Origin of the sequence: Tuberibacillus calidus DSM 17572, assembly GCF_000430685.1 — a bacterium.
Taxonomy (GTDB): Bacteria; Bacillota; Bacilli; order Bacillales; family Sporolactobacillaceae; genus Tuberibacillus; species Tuberibacillus calidus.
Map to the genome: position 1 here is coordinate 116,437 of NZ_AUMM01000004.1, position 18,868 is coordinate 135,304.

Genomic DNA, 18,868 nt, shown 5'->3' on the forward strand with positions numbered 1-18,868 from the left:
AAACAAAAAAGAGATTGCTTCGGGAGCAATTTTAGGGAGGGGTAATTTGTGAAAAAGAACACAGACAATCCGGCGCGGATGCTCGGTCTAATGGGCACGCTCGGTGTCGAAATTGCGGCTTTTATAATAGGCGGCGTCTATCTAGGACGTTATCTTGACCGCACGTTTTCTACAGAGCCCGTGTGTTTAATCATCGGGATTTTTGCTGGCATGGCTGTCGGCATTGCTAGCGCACTTTTTACATTGAGATCTTTTATAAAGGACTGAGTCAAGATGAACGAGTTGACTTGGTTACGCCGCATCATCCTCAGCCTGACAAGCTGCATTTTACTTATTTCAATCCTTCTATGGTTTTTAGTTCCTGCCAAGTCCTTAGTCGCTGGTTTTATCCTCGGCGGGGCGATCAGTCTCTACAATGTTCTTTATTTAGCACGGCGCGTACAAATTGCTGGTATGCTGGTTATAAGTGGTTCGACGCGGCGAGCGGGCCTCGGTTTTTTCAATCGAGTATTAATGATAGCCTTTGCAATCATCTTGGCCTATCGCTTTCCGCAATGGATCGATTTCCGCACCCTCATGTTAGGCATACCGCTCTGTTATGCCATGCTAGTACCCGCCTCGTGCTTCTATGTAAAGAAAGAAAAAATGCTGCGGGAAGGGAGGAATATGCTTGGAAATCACCCCGAAAATTAAGTTCCTGGGCTTGACATTTGATGTGACAGTCATGATCGGGACTCTTGTGACGGCTATTTTAGTGCTGATCATCGTCCTGGCTGCAACCCGACGTCGTGACTTGCGCCCACGGGGGATGCAAAACATCATGGAAATGGTCATTGAATTCATTCAAGGGATCACGAACATGATGCTCGATCACAAAAAAGCAGCCAGATACCTTGGTTTTGCGGTGACGACTTTTCTTTTTATTTTTATTGCTAATGAACTCGGCGTCATCGTCATGATCACGTCCGAAGCCCATCATTCGATTCCATGGCTTGGACTGCCGGAAAAAGCAGAAGTGTCTTGGTTTAAATCACCAACCTCTGACATCAACGTCACGGTTGCCATGGCCTTTGCTATCACGATCTACGCTCACCTAGCCGGGTTCTTTAAGGGACCGAAGACCTACTTAAAACATTATGTTCAACCTTACGCCTGGATGTTGCCGCTTCATATCATCGATGAACTCGCAAAACCGACAACACATGCCGCGCGGCTTTGGGCGAACATTTTTGCCGGTGAAGTCTTAATCCTTATTTTGGCTGAAGGGGCAAAATACATCACTTGGCTTCCGCTCGGCGCTTGGCTCGGCTTCTCACTCTTTGTCGGTGCCATCCAAGCTTATATATTCACCGTTTTGGCAATGGTTTATATTTCACAAAAAATTGCAGATGAACATTAATTGATTTACTTAAGGGAGGATTTACAAAGATGAATTTAGCTATTTTAGCAGGCGGTATTATGATCGCATTTGGTGCTCTTGCAGCAGGTATTGGTAACGGTGTGCTTTTCAGTCGCTATCTTGAAGGAATTGCGCGTCAACCTGAAGCGCGCGGTACACTCTTTGGTCAGTCGATGGTTGCTCTGGGTCTTGTTGAAGCTTTGCCAATCATTTCAATCGCTTTCGGCCTCTTAGTCCTCTTCGGAGTCATCGGCGGTTAAACAAAAAGTCGATTGGCGGGAAAAAAGTCCCGCCTTCTATTCTGAAAAGACCGACATTATGAATGATTGTTGCTGCAGCTATAGATGATTCTTAAAGCTATTATCCTGCGATTCACAATCGTTCCAATGAATTATGTGAAATTTACCATATTCTTATGTCCCCAAAATGAAGGCGCCAAAGCTTTTTGATGAAGGGAGTGACCAAGGGTGCTGGAATTCCATTTAGGTACGATTTTATTCCAACTCGTCGTTTTCCTTGTATTAATGATCATTGTCACAAAGATTGCCATCGGTCCTGTCACGGACATGATGAAAAAGCGTCAAGACCACATTGATCAACAATTAAACGAGGCAGAACAAAGCCAAAAGGAAGCGCGCGAATTGCTCGCTAAGCAGCAAGAGGAATTGAAGAAAACGCGCGAAGAAGCACATCTTATTATTGAAAACGAGAAAAAACGCGCCGAAGCCCAAGCTCAGGAAATTATCAACCAAGCGAAGGCTCGTGCCGATCGAATGATAGAAGAAGCAAAGCTTGAGATCAATAATGAAAAGGCAAAAGCTATTGCCTCCCTTCGCGACGAAGTGGCTGAACTGTCCATGCTACTTGCATCTAAGGTTCTCGAACGCGAAGTGAAAAAAGCGGATCACGAAAAAGAACTGGATGCCTTTATCAAACAGGTAGGGGATCGTCTATGAGTGAAGCCGCAGCGAAGCGTTATGCCGAAGCGCTTTTCGATGTTGTCCAGTCTCGTGGGACCGCTGACCAAACCGAACGCGGCCTTGAGACGGTGCATCAAGCCTTGTTGGAAAGCGATGACTTAAGGAAAGTTTTAACCCATCCGCGAGTTAGTAAGGAAAAGAAGAAAGCGCTTTTAGCGTCTATTTTTAAAGAAGACGTCAGCCAAGAAGTGCTGAATTTGCTGAAAGTCATTGTCGACCGCGGCCGGGAAACCATTTTATTAGATCTGAAAGATGCATTCACCGCGATTGCCGATGAAGCCCGCGGCATCGTTGAAATGACGGTGACAACAGCACAGCCTCTCACGAAAGAAGAGGAAGATAAGCTGGTTCACGCTGTCAGCAGCCATTTGGGGAAACAACTACGTGTTCGCGCCCAAGTTGACCCAAATGTCATCGGCGGCGTGCTCATAAAGATCGGTAACCGTCTCTATGACGGAACGCTCGCCGGGAAACTGAACCGTTTCTCTCAAGCGTTAAAAGCTAGCAGATAGGGGTGAAAATGACGTGAGCATTAAAGCTGAAGAAATTAGCTCTCTAATAAAACAACAAATTGAGAACTATGATGCCGTCATTAAAGTAACCGATGTCGGTACGGTTGTCGAAGTCGGTGACGGGATTGCTCGTGCCCATGGTCTGGATAATGTCATGGCCGGCGAGCTCGTTGAATTCCAAAACGGGATCATGGGTCTTGCACAAAACCTTGAAGAAAACAACGTCGGGATCGTCATCCTCGGCCCATATACTGGTATTCACGAAGGCGATGAAGTCAAGCGGACGGGCCGCATCATGGAAGTGCCGGTCGGTGAGGAATTGCTCGGACGCGTTGTCAACCCGCTCGGTCAACCGATTGATGGAAAAGGTCCGATTAACACGACGAAAACACGTCCAATCGAAAGCCGGGCACCAGGCGTCATGGATCGGAAATCCGTTCATGAACCGCTGCAAACTGGTATTAAAGCGATTGACTCCATGATTCCGATCGGCCGAGGTCAGCGTGAATTGATCATTGGCGACCGTCAGACCGGTAAAACATCGATTGCGATCGACACCATTATTAATCAAAAAAATGAAGATGTCATCAGCATCTATGTTGCCATCGGCCAAAAAGAATCAACCGTTGCTGGCGTCGTGGAAACGCTCCGCGAAAACGGTGTATTAGATAAAACGATCGTTGTCTCCGCTGGTGCTTCAGAACCGGCTCCGCTTCTTTATTTAGCGCCATATGCCGGTGCAAGCATGGGCGAATATTTCATGTATAACGGCAAACACGTTTTGATCATTTATGATGACCTTTCCAAACAAGCTGCCGCTTACCGTGAATTGTCCTTGTTGCTCCGCCGTCCGCCGGGCCGTGAAGCGTATCCTGGTGACGTCTTTTATCTGCACTCACGCTTGTTGGAACGCGCAGCCAAACTGAGCGATGCTTTAGGCGGCGGATCGATGACGGCTCTGCCGATCATTGAAACCCAAGCCGGCGATATTTCCGCCTATATTCCAACAAACGTTATTTCGATTACGGACGGACAAATTTTCCTTGAAAGCGATCTGTTCTACTCCGGCGTACGTCCGGCTGTCGATGCCGGGACATCTGTCTCTCGGGTTGGCGGGGCCGCGCAAATCAAGGCGATGAGCAAAGTCGGCGGCCGTCTGCGGACGGATCTCGCTTCCTACCGCGAACTTGAAGCGTTCAGCCAATTCGGCTCGGATTTGGATAAAGCCACGCAAGCGAAACTCGCCCGCGGTCAACGTACGGTTGAAGTGTTAAAACAAAACCTTCACGATCCATATCCCGTTGAAAACCAAGTGGCCATTCTGTTCGCCTTAAATAATGGCTATCTGGACGATATTCCGGTGGAAGACATCCGCCGCTTTGAAAAAGATTTCCTAAATTATATGAATCAAAATCATAAAGATATTCTGGACGGAATCCGTGAAACGAAACAACTTCCGGATGAAGAAGCATTCGACGCGGCCATAAAAGCCTTTAAGAAAACTTTCGCCGTATCGGAATAATCGCGGGTCAGACACCGCCAAGCGGTGGCTGACCTCTTAAAAAGGTGGTGAACGACTCTTGGCCTCTTTGCGTGACCTTAAATCCAAAATTAATGCAACGAAAAAAACCCGCCAAATCACCAATGCCATGCATATGGTAGCGGCGGCTAACCTCAACCGCTCCCAGCTTCAAGCCGAAGCTTATCAGGAGTATATGAATAAGCTAAGAAGCGTTGTCGCCCATATCGCATCTGGTAACAAAGGCAGCCTTCGTCATCCTATGTTGGAAACACGGCCGGTCAAAAAAGTCGGCTATATCGTCATCGCCGGTGAACGGGGGTTGGCCGGCGCCTATAACAACAACGTTTTTAAAGCCTTGGAGGCTCTGATCAAAGATAAGAACCAGTCCAAAGACGATTATACGGGCTTGGTCGTCGGGCGTATGGCGCAAAGATATTTTGAAAAACGTCAAATGCCCGTTTCCTCACAGGCTGTCGGTATACCGGATCAACCGTCTTTTGAATCCATTAAGGCATTAGCAAAAGATGCGGTCAGGCTGTTTGAAAACCAAGAAATTGATGAGCTTCACATCATCTATACTCACTTTGTGAGCGCCATCTCCCAACAAGTTCGCACGGTTCAACTTTTACCGCTCACCGATGTTGAATCAGGCGGGGATCATAAAACCTATTATGAGTATGAACCGTCCGAAAATGAAGTGTTGGAAACCCTTCTGCCGCAATATATCGAGGGGTACATTTACGGTGCCTTGCTCGATGCCAAAGCAGCGGAACACGCTGCCCGCATGACGGCCATGAAGAACTCAACGGACAACGCCAGCGAAATGATCGAACGCTATACGCTGCAATATAACCGCGCGCGTCAAGCGGCGATCACGCAAGAAATTAGTGAAATTGTCGGCGGTGCCAACGCCTTGCAATAAATTGAACGTACGGTGTGGTTAAAATTGACCACGTGCTCAAGCTATTTCGTTAGGAGGGAAATGACATGAATAAGGGCAAAGTCATTCAAGTCATGGGTCCGGTCGTTGACGTTAAATTTGAACACGGCCACCTCCCTGAATTGAATAACGCGTTAAAAATCAAATACGAAGCCCAATCCGACAGTGAAGCGAGCGTTGACCTCACCCTTGAAGTTGCGCTTCACCTTGGAAATGATACGGTTCGGACGATCGCCATGGCTTCTACCGACGGCGTCGTACGCGACATGGAAGTCGTGGATACAGGGGCACCGATCTCTGTTCCCGTTGGTCCGGAAACACTGGGGCGCGTTTTTAACGTTCTTGGTGAACCCATTGATCTCAAGCCTGAACTCGGACCTGAAGTTCGCCGTGATTCCATCCACAGAGATCCGCCAAAATTCGATGAGTTAACAACGAAAACGGAAATCCTTGAAACAGGGATTAAAGTTATCGACCTTCTCGCTCCATACGTAAAAGGTGGTAAAATCGGTCTTTTCGGTGGTGCTGGTGTAGGTAAAACCGTCTTGATTCAAGAATTGATTCACAACATTGCACAAGAACACGGTGGTATTTCTGTATTTGCTGGCGTTGGTGAACGCACCCGTGAAGGTAACGACCTTTATTTTGAAATGAAGGAGTCCGGCGTTATCAGTAAAACGGCGATGGTGTTCGGACAAATGAACGAACCGCCGGGTGCCCGGATGCGTGTTGCTTTAACCGGTCTGACCATGGCGGAATATTTCCGTGATGAAGAAGGTCAAGACGTGCTGCTCTTCATCGACAACATTTTCCGTTTCACACAAGCCGGTTCCGAAGTTTCCGCGCTTCTCGGCCGCATTCCATCGGCCGTTGGTTACCAACCGACGTTGGCGACGGAAATGGGTAAACTGCAAGAACGGATCACCTCAACGAAAAAAGGTTCCGTTACCTCCATTCAAGCAGTATACGTGCCTGCCGACGACTATACCGACCCGGCTCCGGCGACGACCTTTGCGCACTTGGATGCGACGACGAACCTTGACCGCGGTTTAACCCAAATCGGGATTTATCCAGCCGTGGATCCGCTCGCTTCCACATCCCGTGCCTTAGCACCGGAAATCGTTGGCGAAGAACACTATAATGTCGCCCGCCGCGTTCAAGAAACGCTGCAGCGCTATAAAGAATTGCAAGACATCATTGCTATCCTTGGTATGGATGAACTTTCTGACGAAGACAAACTCGTCGTTCACCGCGCGCGCCGCATTCAGTTCTTCTTATCACAGAACTTCCACGTGGCAGAACAATTTACTGGCCAACCTGGTTCTTACGTGCCAGTTAAAGAAACGGTACGCGGATTTAAAGAAATCCTCGAAGGCAAATACGACGATCTTCCGGAAGATGCCTTCCGCCTTGTCGGCCGCATTGAGGAAGTCGTTGAAAAAGCCAAAAAAATGGAACAAAACGCGTAATGCGCGGGATGCTACCCAAGGAGGGTTGCTAAATGAACACACTTTTTGCAAGTATTGTGACACCAAACGGAAAAGTTTATGAGGGCGACGTTCATATGGTGAGTGTCCGGGCAACCTCCGGGGACATGGGCATTTTGCCGAACCACATGCCGCTTGTCGCACCGTTGAAAATTTCCGCGGTTAAATTAAAACATTTGGAATCGGATGAATACGTGGCAGTCAGCGGTGGTTTTGTCGAAATCCGCCGCGACAGTGTCACGATCCTAACGGAATCTGCGGAACGAAAAGTTGACATCGATGTGGCACGCGCAGAACGGGCCAAGGCAGAAGCTGAAGCCAAACTTGCTAGTCTCACCGAAGATTCCCCTGAATATAAAGCGGTTTTAAACGACCTTAAGCGCGCTGAAAACCGCTTGCACGTCGCCTCGTTATAATAAACGAAAACCACGGCCCGTCCGTGGTTTTTGTTTTTGTTATACTGTAAAGAAAAGATAGCCACTAAGCCCTTGCCTTCACCCAAAAAGCTTGGCAGCGGCAAGTTTTCCTTATGAACGAAGTGATAAAGTTTCCCGCTATTGAACACGTTTTTGTCTTCCCATGAAAAGCTCACAAAATTACTTTAATTTTAACAGCGCAATTATGTTACAATAAACCTAATTGAATTTTTAGTTCAGGCGACGAACGGCCTAAGGGCTTACACTGAATGAGGAGGAATGGGTTGTGTCAAGCTTTGGTGCTTATGCCGCTTTGTATTTGTTCATACATATTCTTTCCTTGATCCTTACTTGGTGGGCGATGCAATCGGTAAAGTTTGATGTCATATTAAAAAATCCCAACAGCCCGCGTGCCAAAGTGTTTATGCTCCTCATCGCCATTGCCATAAGTTACCTCGTTGGTCAATTTTTTATTAATTACTTCAACCGTTCAATGGAATTACCGTATTTTTGAATATTTCGCGGCGGCAGTGTCGATTTTTAGCGTAAAGTTCCACGTATGACCCTCTTCATACAGGTAAAACTGTAAATAAGGAGAGGAGTCATATGAAAAGAACGTTTTATGCCATGATTTTCATTATGTTGTTATTTCTTGGCGCATTGGCACGGTCACAGGCAATGGCCTTATCTTCCCCAACCGAAAAGGTTCCGCAACTTGTTCAAGCCTTACAAGAAGAAGGCGCTCATGTGCAAAAATGGTCACTGTATTCCCGCCACAAAATGACCGTTCAGTCACCGCAAGACTTCATCAAAAAGGCCAAAAGCTTACAAAAGACTTTTCCTTCCTTCAACTGGTCTGGTCTCAAAACGGCGAACGGTCGAATGGAAATTTCCGCCGTCAATAAATTGCCAAATTTCCACGGCGAAGAACACATCATTTTGTTTTCCTACCCCCTCAAAGACACTTGGGTCACGTATATAATTTATGAACTCGTTGGGTCGTCCTGGGGTCAAAAAGAGTGGGCACAATTTTCCCCGAAACTTAACCACAGACTGGATGTATTGTTCCAAGAAAATGGGAAAATATTCGCTTGTGCTCAAGGTTTTTACAGTGATAAAATAGACATTGTGGTTTCAAAAAAAGCAAGTGAAATCCTCTCCCGTTTTCATGCCAAAGTGATTGAAAAGGTCGAGGAAAAAACGTTTGAATCTGTATCAGCATATACTAATCATTGGAAAGACTCCATTCAAACCAATGGACGGAAAATGAATCTACAAGTGGGCCTTAGATCCGTTGATCAAGGGACTACAGTGACAATTGGCACACCCATAATCACGATTGAATACTAATAAAGTGTACGGTTGGGCAAATGCCCGTGGTCTAAGCCGCTTAAAAAGAGATAAAACAGCATAAAGAAAATGGACGCGGAGGGGAATATATTGGAAAAAATCATTGTCCGAGGCGGTAAACGGTTAAGCGGAACCGTTCGCGTTGACGGAGCAAAGAACGCCGTATTGCCTGTCATTGCCGCATCAATCTTGGCAAATAAAGGGATAAGTAAAATTTATAATGTTCCCGCTTTGGCGGATGTATATACGATCAACGAAGTCCTGCGGCACTTGAAAGCCGATGTGGAATTTGAGGATAACGTCATAACGGTGAACGCACAAGCTGCACTAAACACGGAAGCGCCTTTTGAATATGTGAGAAAAATGCGCGCCTCTTTTGTCGTCATGGGCCCGCTCCTCGCGCGTGTTGGGCATGCGCGCATCGCACTTCCGGGGGGTTGTGCCATTGGTTCAAGGCCCATTGATCAACATCTTAAAGGCTTTGAAGCGATGGGAGCAAAGGTCAATATCGGGAACGGTTTTATCGAGGCTAAAGTCGACGGCGAATTAAAAGGGGCAAATATTTACCTTGATTTCCCAAGCGTTGGTGCCACTGAAAACATTATGATGGCCGCGGTTTTAGCGAATGGTGAGACGTTGATTGAAAACTGTGCTCGCGAACCCGAAATCGTTGACCTAGCCAATTTCTTAAATGCCATGGGGGCGAAAGTAAAAGGTGCCGGTACGAGTACGATTCATATTACCGGTGTGAAACAATTAAAAGGAGCCACCCATGAAATCATCCCCGACCGAATTGAAGCCGGCACTTATATGATCGCCGCTGCGATAACGGGAGGAAATGTTCTCGTTGAAAATGCGGTCGCTGACCACCTTCGTCCCCTGATCGCCAAACTGACGGAGATGGGGGTTATCGTTGAACCGGAGTTAAACGGAATCCGAGTGATCGGTCCAGACATTATTCGCCCGGCCGACATCAAAACGATGCCGCATCCCGGGTTTCCGACCGATTTGCAATCGCAAATGATGGCCCTTTTATTAAAGGCGAAAGGGACGGCGGTCATCACGGAAACGGTTTTTGAAAATCGCTTCATGCACGTGGAAGAATTCCGCCGCATGAACGCTGATATTAAAATTGAAGGCCGCTCGGCCATAATTAGCGGTCCGTGCAAACTTCAGGGGGCTGAAGTGGTAGCCACCGATCTGCGTGCAGGTGCGGCACTAGTCATCGCCGGTTTAGTCGCAAATGGCACAACCAAAGTCACGGGGTTAAAGCATATTGACCGTGGTTATGTGGACTTCGCCGGCAAACTCCGCGCACTTGGCGCCGACATCGAGCGCGTAGACATGGAAGAAACCGAACTGGTTACTGCATCAAAAGCACCAAAACTTAACATGAAACCGAAATTCGCTTAATGGATATTGATAAAAAGGAGCCGCCGTCCGGCTTCTTTTTCTTATATTCCTCTGTTTTACAACCAGCTGTATTTTTATAAGGCTTAGGCGTCCTCCACTGTCGTCTACCGCGATGACACACCGTATTTTTACTGACCGATATCACACGGTGCACTATGCTCTGCGGCCGCTCATGCGATTCTCTAAACCATTTTTATGAAAACAGACATCCAAAAAGAACAATTTTAAATAACATTCTTTTATAAAAATTTCATTTAACCATAAAAAGGTTCTACCAGCTTGTCCAATCCCATATGTTTTATAAAAAGGACAAAATGGAGGACCTCATCATGAAACGTTCCATCCTCGTTTTAATTGCTCTATTCGTCGCAGTGGCCATTGTGATTCCTGCCCTTATTGTCCTTCCGTTTTCCGAGCACAAAAATCCGGAGACGACGAAGGTTTTAGCGAAATCGAAAAAAAGCCAAATTCAACACGATCCCAACATCGCCATACCCGTCATGAGGCATGCTACCAAGAAAGTGACTCATGTCGGATTAAGGGATTACTTGATTGGCGTTGTCGCCAGTGAAATGCCCGCCAAATTCGAGCTGGAGGCATTAAAAGCGCAAGCGATCGCGGCGCGCACCTACATCGCCCGTTTTATGATGACTGCCGGAGCCGATGACGCCGTCACGGATACCCCGGATGATCAAGTGTATGAAAGCCGAGCCGAGCTTAAGAAAGCCTGGGGCTCTACATACAATGCAAAAATGAAAAAAATCACGGAGGCCGTTGACCAAACGGCTGGATTAGTGCTGACTTATAAAGGTGACTTGATCTCACCATCATTTTTTTCAACAAGCAACGGCTATACTGAAAACGCCGAAGCCTATTGGCAGAAACCGGTGCCATATTTAAAATCCGTGAAAAGCACGTGGGATAAGTCTTCTCCTAAATTTTTACGGACAGTAGAAAAACCTGTTACAGAAATCGAGGAAAAGTTAGGGGTGCACTTGCCGAGACAAAATGGGACGGTCGGCACCATTCTATCGCGCACGCCGGGTAAGCGTGTGGCCGAATTTAAAATCGGAGGCATCGTTTTCACCGGTCGCGAAATCCGTGAAGAATTGAATCTGTACTCTGCCGACTTCAAAATGGAACGCATCGGCAGCAAAGTGAAGATCACCACCAAAGGCTACGGCCACGGCATCGGCATGAGCCAGTACGGCGCCAACGGCATGGCTAAGGAAGGCAAAAGCTGCGAAGACATTTTGAAATACTATTACCGCGGCGTGACCCTTTCCAAGCTTTCGGATTTTATTAAGTAAAGTGTAGGGCTCACCGGATAATGTCCAAAGCATAAGAAGTATTGTTGGGGCGGTTGCATTAAAACACATTCCAATGTATTTTTTAAAATAAATTAACGAAAAATAATATGTTTTTTAAAAATATAAGTATAGATCCTCGGAAATCTGTTCAGAATGATTTCTGAGGTGATGCAAATGTCAGATAAAAAGATGACTCCGCAAGAGGAACAAATCAGCAAATTGCGGAAGCTTACCAAAAAACGTTGGTTTTACCCGGCTGTATATCTCTGTGCTGCTGCTGTCGTCATGATCGGTTCATTATGGATTCAGCACAGCATGTCGGACAACCAGCACAAAGAAAAAGGCCAAACGGCACTTCATCAGGGCAAAAATGAGGCCATTCCTGTTAACAGTGCCAAAGAAGTATTTAAATGGCCGGTTGCTGATAAAAATGCCGTTAAAGTGGCCGTCCCGTTTTATGACGTTAATGCGGATGCCACTGAACAGGCTGCCGCTCTTCTAAATTATGATAATACTTTTGTGCCGAACAAAGGAATTTGCATCGTTAAGAGCGACAACAAAAGTTTTGATGTCATGGCATCAATGAGCGGTAAAGTTGTCAAAGCGCAAAAAGATGATCTGCTTGGTTACTTCGTTGATATCGAGCATAAAGACGGTGTTCACACCATTTATCAAAGCCTGGCATCCATCGCCGTTGAAGAAGGGCAAACCGTCACTCAAGGTGATGTGATTGGTACGGCCGGTACGGAAAAACTGATGACAGACCTCGGACCGCATTTGCATTTTGAAATTCGCAAAGACGGTGTGGCTGTTAATCCGACCGATTACTTCCAAAAAGGGTTGGCTAGCCTTGATGATGTTAACAAGGCAACCGAAAAAACGAGCGTGGACAAACAAAACAACAATGACAGCGAATCAAACGTAAAGGAAAACACGCCTTCCCCTGAGGAAAGCAGCACGTCAACCGATCAAGGCGACCAAACCGACGCAAGCCACAGTTAAGTCTGTAAAACCAACGTTCGAAGTTTTCTATGCCATCGACAAAACAAATGACGTCGATGGTTTTTTTCTTTGTGTTGGAATGAAAGATAAAATTTTTTCTGGTGGCCGACCTAAATGTCGCTCGGCAATCAAATGTTAGGAGAATCCAGGCACGGTTAAGGGGCTCAGCCGCCTTTGCGCGACTTTTTAAGGTTCTCGACACGCGAAAGCGTTCCGCAAAAAAGTAGAATCACTACATCCTTCGGTTCAATGGCGGCCGAAACGTCGCGCAGCAATCAGATTTTCAAGACGCGGCTAATCAAACACAAAAAAAGAGCCCCGCCAGAGGAGTATGTAGGCGGGTTGGCCGGTTGACCAAAATGGGTGTTGAGGGCCTATAAAAGGCATGTACAGAAAGGATGCTTTAGAAATGACTTTCTCTATTTTGGGGATTGCAGTAAATATTTTTTACGGGACAAACGAAGCCGTAGACAGGTTGTGAGACACGTCCCGATCACTGCCTGTGGCTAAAAAATAGCTTTTGGGGTGAGTTTTGCCATCAAGGTGGACATCAGAGAATGTTGTTTTGGGAGTAAAGGTTGACTTATAAGTAGAAGAAGGAAAAGGAATTTGTTCAACTTCCTCAGTTCCGTTATAACCTGTATCCACCCGATGCATAGCTCAGCTGGAAATAGATATTCCAAAAGCTTTTTTCGCCTGAAGTATGAACACAGGAGTAAGAAAGGTTGGGAGTCTAAGGGTTGACAGTCGAGGTCGATTTCCAGTGGAATTGTTGCCGACTCTGGCATCATGACTTTTTCTAATTTCCTATATTCGACATAAATCGCAAAAATCCTCCTATTTTTTGTAGAAAAATATAAAAGGTTTCCAATTAGAATGCTTATCTGATAGACATTTTATGTGCCTTCGTTTCAAAATAAAGTTTTTTAAGCAAAACTGATTCTCCATTCTACAAAGGTGCGTTTTATATGAATCTGGCTCAGTAATTACAAATGAGAAAATTGGTAAACCCAATCACCTTCGATGATGAGCGCAAGGAATTGTTCGGTTTGATTTGTGTCCAGTCAATTCCGCAAAACAAGTCTAAGAGTTAGAGAAAAAAGGAAAACCCCTCCCCGGCATCGAAAACATAAATGATGAACACATTAGGGAGGGAATGACGTGACGGCTAAAGAACCAAAGGATATCATTGCAACTTTTTCCATCGTTGGTTATGACCCCGCTGCCCAGGAGTGGGGGGTTGCTGTTCAATCAAAATTTTTAGCGGTTGGCGCAGTCGTTCCGTTTGCTAAAGCCGGAGTCGGTGCCATCGCCACTCAATCCATGGCCAACACGGCATACGGTCCGGACGGATTAGCGCTTTTAGAGAAGGGCTATAGCGCCGAAGAAGTACTGAACATGCTGATTAAAGACGATCCAGATCGCGACATGCGGCAAGTGGGTATCGTGGATGCCAAAGGTGGATCCGCATCATATACAGGAAAAGACTGCTACGAATGGGCAGGGGGAGTGACCGGCCCTAACTTTGCGGCACAAGGCAATATTCTAGTCGGTGAAGAAACCGTGCAAGCAATGGCTCACACCTTCCAGGAGGCAACCGGCACCCTTGCCGAGCGGCTTATTAAGGCGCTTGATGCGGGTCAAAATGCTGGCGGCGACCGGCGCGGCCGGCAATCCGCTGCCCTTTTAGTCGTCCGCGAAAAAGGCGGGTACGGCGGCTATAATGATCGCGCTATTGATCTCCGAGTCGATGATCATCCTGACCCGATAAAGGAGCTTGAGCGGATTTACAAGCTGCAACAACTTTATTTTTCTCCACCAAAAGCAGAAGACATTGTCCCGATCACGAGTGAATTAAAGGAAGAGCTCGTCCGCGAACTCACTCGCACCGGTTTTATCAAGGACGGAACGAAAACGCTGACCGATGATGCCTTCTACAAAGCGCTCACCACCTTTTTCCACACGGAAAATTTCGAGGAGCGCGAACAGCCACGGGGACAAATCGATATGGCCGTTGTTCACTTCCTAAGAAAAATGCCGTCGGCTTGAGCGTGTGGCTATCCCCAGCTATGGACAGGCCCACCATACGAACAGGAAATTGCGATGCGCTTTAGCAGAAGGTAACGGCGCCTATAGAACGTGCCTGATGCGAATAGAAAATATTAAAAGGGCTCACACCAAGCCCTTTATTTTTATAAAGTCAGGTTGCCACTTGTCATTTCAACTTTAACCATCGCTTGCCATGATCTTCCGCTTGGCGAAACCAACCCCTTACCAACTCGACAATACGTTTGCCCTTTGTAATAATATATTGACTTTTTTATATGTTTACGTTAACGTCGCATTAGCAGAGCTTTTCCGTAAGAGCCCTTTACATATAGAAAAAGGGGTGGTAGTTATTAAAATCGATGATATCGATAAAAGGATTCTGGATTGTCTGATTGAAAATGGCAGGATGTCTTATGCGGATATTGGGAAAAAACTTAACCTATCGAGGGTGGCCATACGGGAACGGGTCAACCAACTGATTGAGAAGGGGATCATTGAAAAGTTTAGCGTGGTCATCAATTCGGAAGCAGCAGGCAAAAAAGTTTCTGCTTTTTTTGAGGTGGATTGCGAACCGCAATATCTTGTTCCTGTAGCGGAGACATTGGTTAATCACCCTTCTGTCGTTAGTTGTTACCAAATGACCGGACCAAGTACGCTTCATATGCACGTGCTATTCGAGGACTTTGAACAGTTGGAACAGTTTATAAATGAGGAAATTTATAAGCTAAAAGGGATTACCCGAGTGGAAAGTCATATACTCCTTAGACGATTTAAAAGTCGAAATGGCCTTAAAATTTAACCACCACACTGCATGTTCGATGCAGTGTTTTTTTCTTTTCCAAAAATCAGCAAAAGATAATTACTAAAAAATTTTTAAATTAGCCGTTGACTTTATAGGGTTAATAATCTATAATTTCAAACTATAATTAAACCTTCTTTTGTAAATCAAATATCGATATTTGGTTCCTAAACGTAAGTTAACTACCCTCATTTTTTACATAAAGAAGGTTTTATGAGTTTAGTTGAGTGGAGGTGATGAAATGTTTGCGATGATTATTCGCCGAATGGTTCAGCTTGTGTTTCTTTTAATCGGCATAACTTTTATCGTGTTTATGGCCATGCATATTGCCCCGGGGGACCCGGCGAGCATTATTGGCGGGCCAACAGCCACAAAAACAGATATTATTCAGATTCGGGAACGTCTCGGATTGGACCGCCCGATCATCATTCAATATTTGGATTACTTAAATGGACTCCTGCATGGCGATCTTGGGATATCCTTCCAAACGAATCGATCCGTCGCCGAGGAAATCTGGATCCGGTTGCCGAATACTGTCAATTTGGCAGTCGCCAGTGTCATTGTATCCATTTTGATTGGTATACCGCTTGGGATCATTTCAGCATTAAAAAGAAACTCCTGGCTTGATGTATTTAGTACAACCGTATCACTTGGCGGCATATCTGTACCGCATTTCTGGTTAGGGGCTATATTTATTCTTATTTTTGCTGTTCACCTTAAATGGCTTCCGGTCGGAGGTTTGCATGCACCATTCTGGACCCCGCAAGGCTTCAAGGAAATTATATTACCTGCGATTACCCTCGGAACGGGTTCAGCAGCAATGACCGCTCGCATGACACGTTCGGCCATGTTAGAGATTATTCGTGCGGATTTTGTTCGAACTGCACGGGCAAAAGGAGTAAAAGAACGCGCCGTCATTTGGGTGCACTGTTTAAGAAATGCGATGATCCCTGTGGTAACTGTAATTGGTTTAAACTTTGGGGGTCTCCTTGGAGGAACGATCATTACTGAACAGGTTTTCGCAATAAATGGTGTTGGAAGACTCATGATTGAATCCATTTCAGCCCGGGATTTTCCGATGGTTCAAGGCGGCGTCTTACTCATTGCGACGATCTTTGTCGTTATTAATTTGCTGGTTGATATCGTTTATGCCCTTATTGACCCTCGAATCAATTATGACTAATGGAAGGGAGGTAGAACGACATGTCGCTTGATGCCGCCGGCCAAGAGATAGTAAAGGAAATGGAAAATCAACTAAATCGAAATTACTTTTTAAAAGGTATCAAGGTTTTATTTAAACAACCATTGGCTCTTGTCGGTTTTGCCATCATTTTAATTCAAATTATTTTAGCTGTCGGAGCAAATTGGTTAACAGCCTATGACCCAACCGCGCAGGATTTAAGCCATGTTAACCTTCCGATCGGCTCGGAACACCACTGGCTTGGAACAGACAATTACGGACGGGATATGTGGAGCAGATTAATCTACGGCGCTAGGATCTCACTCATTATCGGTTTTACCTCGGTCTCACTAGGAACGATTGCTGGCACCATTTTAGGTCTTTTAGCGGGGTATTTCCGAGTTTTGGATGGGATCATTATGAGGATTTCTGACTTAATGTTTGCTTTTCCGGGGATACTTCTTGCACTTCTCATCGTTGCGATTCTCGGGTCAAGCCTTGTGAATGTTGTCATTGCGATCAGCATTTGGTCGGTTCCATCCTGTGCGAGAATTGTCCGGGGCAACGTGTTGACCGTAAAAAAACAAGAATATATCACCGCCATGAGATCTCTTGGTGCGGGACACTTAAGGATAATATTTAAACATATTTTACCTAATTCATTGGCACCTATCATCGTTTTTGGGGCGATGCATATGGCGACCGCGATTCTATCAACATCTTCATTAAGTTATCTTGGTTTAGGTGCCGACCCGGCTACCCCAGAATGGGGAGCCATGATATCAAATGGTCAACAATATATGTGGCAAGCACCGCATTTAGTCATTATTCCAGGTATTGCCATTGCGTTAGTCGTATTTGCCTTTAATGTCGTCGGCGATGCCCTTCGCGATGTTCTCGATCCTAATATGAATATTGATCAATTATAAAAGAAAGGAAGATAACACCTTGAAGAAAAGTAAAAAGGTCATGGGGTTAGTATTAAGTGTATTGTTTTTCATTGGCCTTGTATTAACAGGATGCAGTAACCAATCATCCGAATCTAGCTCAGGTAAAAGCAGTGGGAAATCGAACACTCCGCAAGAAATCACCTATGCTTCGACATCCAAAGTCGTCGGTTTGTCGCCGATTATGACCAACGATTCTGTTTCTGCCAACGTTATTACGCAAATCTACGAAACGCTATTTGTCAAAGATCCAGACACAATGGAAATAAAACCGAATCTCGCTGAATCTTATGAAAACCCCGATCCCAAAACATGGGTGATTCATTTAAGAAAGAATATTAAGTTTACCGACGGTACGCCTTTCAATGCGGAAGCTGTCAAATACACTTTTGACAAACTGCGTGATCCCAAAACAGGGGCACCGCGGGCGTCTCTTTTGGCAGCGGTGGATACCATAACAGTAAAAGATGATTATACCGTTGTCATAAAAACGAAACAACCATACGGCCCAATGTTGGCAGCCCTCGCTCACTATAATTCTTCAATTGTTAGCCCGACTGCTGATAAAAAGCAAGATCTTATGAAAAAGCCAGTTGGTACAGGCCCCTTTATGTTAAAAGAATGGGTAGCAGGGGATCACATTACCTTAGTGAAAAACCCGAACTATTGGAAAGGTGCACCGAAACTCGATAAAGTGACCTTTAAAGTCGTTCCTGATGTCAATACGGCTATCTCGATGCTTCAAACCGGTGATGTTGATTTTCTGGATGGCATACCGGCGGAACAATGGTCACGTGTCCAAGGGATGGCAGGTGTTAAAACATTGAAAAAAACAGGGACACCTGTTTCGTACCTTGGTTTCAATGTTCGTCACAAACCGTTTAGTGAGCTGAAATTCCGCCAAGCGATTGCCTACGCCATTGATCGTGATGCCTACGTGAAACAATTGAACGGGCTCGGGACAAAATCGAATAGCATTATCGGACCAAAAGTTTTTGGGTACGACCCGTCAGCGGAAAAAGTCGGATATGAATATAATCCGGAAAAAGCGAAACAAATTCTAAAAGAAAACGGTTGGGAAGGCATGACGATTCATATGCTTGTTGCCAATACGCCCGGTTACATGAAAATGGGTGAAATCGTTCAGGACCAGCTGAAAAAAGTTGGTTTGAAAGTCGACATGCAAACGATGGAGTGGGGCACATTCTTGGATGTATCCAAACAGGATAAATTTGATATTACATTCCTCGGTTGGAGTAATAGTACAGCCGATGGTAGTGAGCTGCTTTATCCTAACTTGCATAGCGACAATATTGGGGCATCAAACGTCACGGCCTATAACAATCCTGAATTCGACAAACTTGTCAATGAATCCAGATTTACAGTAGATCAAAAAGTACGAAAAAAGAAATTGGATGAAGCCAATAAAATGGCCATTAAAGACGCTCCGTGGATTGTCATGAATCATGGTGTCGTCACATTAGCCTATCGCGATAATGTCAAAGGACTAAATATTGATCCGACAGGGGAATGGTCATTGTATCCGGTTTATAAGGAGTAGA

20 protein-coding genes are annotated in these 18,868 nt (G+C 45.6%); all 20 read left to right on the forward strand.

Annotated features, from left to right (window positions below; genetic code table 11):
- The first annotated feature begins 48 nt into the window (after positions 1–48).
- The 20 genes from H532_RS0101610 to H532_RS0101715 all read left to right on the forward strand — a co-directional run bounded on the left by H532_RS0101610 (position 49) and on the right by H532_RS0101715 (position 18,867).
- Positions 49–267 carry an AtpZ/AtpI family protein gene (locus H532_RS0101610; RefSeq protein ID WP_027724010.1) on the forward strand — a complete coding sequence of 73 codons (219 nt, stop codon included), beginning with the start codon at positions 49–51 and terminating at the stop codon, positions 265–267.
- Between the two features lie 6 nt (positions 268–273).
- Positions 274–693, forward strand: coding sequence for an ATP synthase subunit I (locus H532_RS17570; RefSeq protein WP_038111281.1), 420 nt, complete (start codon positions 274–276; stop codon positions 691–693).
- On the forward strand, positions 671–1,399 hold the full coding sequence (atpB, locus tag H532_RS0101620; protein ID WP_027724011.1) for a F0F1 ATP synthase subunit A: 729 nt from the start codon (positions 671–673) through the stop codon (positions 1,397–1,399). Before H532_RS17570 ends, atpB begins: the two co-directional genes overlap by 23 nt.
- Positions 1,400–1,428: 29 nt before the next feature.
- A complete protein-coding gene (gene atpE / locus H532_RS0101625) occupies positions 1,429–1,659 on the forward strand; it encodes a F0F1 ATP synthase subunit C (protein WP_027724012.1) in 231 nt (76 codons plus the stop codon).
- A 207-nt stretch (positions 1,660–1,866) separates the two neighbouring features.
- Positions 1,867–2,355, forward strand: coding sequence for a F0F1 ATP synthase subunit B (gene atpF, locus H532_RS0101630; RefSeq protein WP_027724013.1), 489 nt, complete (start codon positions 1,867–1,869; stop codon positions 2,353–2,355).
- Complete coding sequence (locus H532_RS0101635; RefSeq protein ID WP_027724014.1) at positions 2,352–2,891, forward strand: F0F1 ATP synthase subunit delta; 540 nt, start codon at positions 2,352–2,354, stop codon at positions 2,889–2,891. The genes atpF and H532_RS0101635 overlap by 4 nt, the downstream gene beginning before the upstream one ends.
- 13 nt (positions 2,892–2,904) lie before the next feature.
- Entirely contained in the window at positions 2,905–4,413 is a 1,509-nt protein-coding gene (gene atpA, locus H532_RS0101640; RefSeq protein ID WP_027724015.1) for a F0F1 ATP synthase subunit alpha, read from the forward strand.
- 58 nt (positions 4,414–4,471) lie between these two features.
- Positions 4,472–5,335 (forward strand): ATP synthase F1 subunit gamma, encoded by an 864-nt coding sequence (gene atpG, locus H532_RS0101645; protein WP_027724016.1) that lies wholly within the window; start codon positions 4,472–4,474, stop codon positions 5,333–5,335.
- A 65-nt stretch (positions 5,336–5,400) separates the two neighbouring features.
- Positions 5,401–6,822, forward strand: coding sequence for a F0F1 ATP synthase subunit beta (atpD, locus tag H532_RS0101650; RefSeq protein WP_027724017.1), 1,422 nt, complete (start codon positions 5,401–5,403; stop codon positions 6,820–6,822).
- Between the two features lie 32 nt (positions 6,823–6,854).
- Positions 6,855–7,256: a F0F1 ATP synthase subunit epsilon gene (locus H532_RS0101655; RefSeq protein WP_027724018.1), complete on the forward strand. Its 402-nt coding sequence runs from the start codon at positions 6,855–6,857 to the stop codon at positions 7,254–7,256.
- A 286-nt stretch (positions 7,257–7,542) separates the two neighbouring features.
- Positions 7,543–7,770 carry a DUF1146 family protein gene (locus H532_RS0101660; RefSeq protein WP_027724019.1) on the forward strand — a complete coding sequence of 76 codons (228 nt, stop codon included), beginning with the start codon at positions 7,543–7,545 and terminating at the stop codon, positions 7,768–7,770.
- A 92-nt stretch (positions 7,771–7,862) separates the two neighbouring features.
- The gene (locus H532_RS0101665; RefSeq protein WP_027724020.1) at positions 7,863–8,606 is read left to right on the forward strand and encodes a YwmB family TATA-box binding protein; all 744 of its coding nucleotides are present in this window, start codon (positions 7,863–7,865) and stop codon (positions 8,604–8,606) included.
- Between the two features lie 90 nt (positions 8,607–8,696).
- Positions 8,697–10,019 (forward strand): UDP-N-acetylglucosamine 1-carboxyvinyltransferase, encoded by a 1,323-nt coding sequence (gene murA / locus H532_RS0101670; RefSeq protein WP_027724021.1) that lies wholly within the window; start codon positions 8,697–8,699, stop codon positions 10,017–10,019.
- A gap of 329 nt (positions 10,020–10,348) precedes the next feature.
- The gene (gene spoIID / locus H532_RS0101675; RefSeq protein ID WP_027724022.1) at positions 10,349–11,329 is read left to right on the forward strand and encodes a stage II sporulation protein D; all 981 of its coding nucleotides are present in this window, start codon (positions 10,349–10,351) and stop codon (positions 11,327–11,329) included.
- 174 nt (positions 11,330–11,503) lie between these two features.
- The gene (gene spoIIQ / locus H532_RS17575) at positions 11,504–12,331 is read left to right on the forward strand and encodes a stage II sporulation protein SpoIIQ (protein ID WP_038111284.1); all 828 of its coding nucleotides are present in this window, start codon (positions 11,504–11,506) and stop codon (positions 12,329–12,331) included.
- A gap of 1,161 nt (positions 12,332–13,492) precedes the next feature.
- Positions 13,493–14,380 (forward strand): DUF1028 domain-containing protein, encoded by an 888-nt coding sequence (locus H532_RS0101695; RefSeq protein WP_027724025.1) that lies wholly within the window; start codon positions 13,493–13,495, stop codon positions 14,378–14,380.
- 349 nt (positions 14,381–14,729) lie between these two features.
- Complete coding sequence (locus H532_RS0101700; protein ID WP_027724026.1) at positions 14,730–15,179, forward strand: Lrp/AsnC family transcriptional regulator; 450 nt, start codon at positions 14,730–14,732, stop codon at positions 15,177–15,179.
- 241 nt (positions 15,180–15,420) lie between these two features.
- Positions 15,421–16,362 (forward strand): nickel ABC transporter permease, encoded by a 942-nt coding sequence (gene nikB, locus H532_RS0101705; protein ID WP_027724027.1) that lies wholly within the window; start codon positions 15,421–15,423, stop codon positions 16,360–16,362.
- Between the two features lie 59 nt (positions 16,363–16,421).
- Positions 16,422–17,288, forward strand: coding sequence for an ABC transporter permease (locus H532_RS0101710; protein ID WP_038111312.1), 867 nt, complete (start codon positions 16,422–16,424; stop codon positions 17,286–17,288).
- Positions 17,289–17,328: 40 nt separating this feature from the next.
- Entirely contained in the window at positions 17,329–18,867 is a 1,539-nt protein-coding gene (locus H532_RS0101715; RefSeq protein WP_027724029.1) for a glutathione ABC transporter substrate-binding protein, read from the forward strand.
- Position 18,868 lies beyond the last annotated feature (1 nt).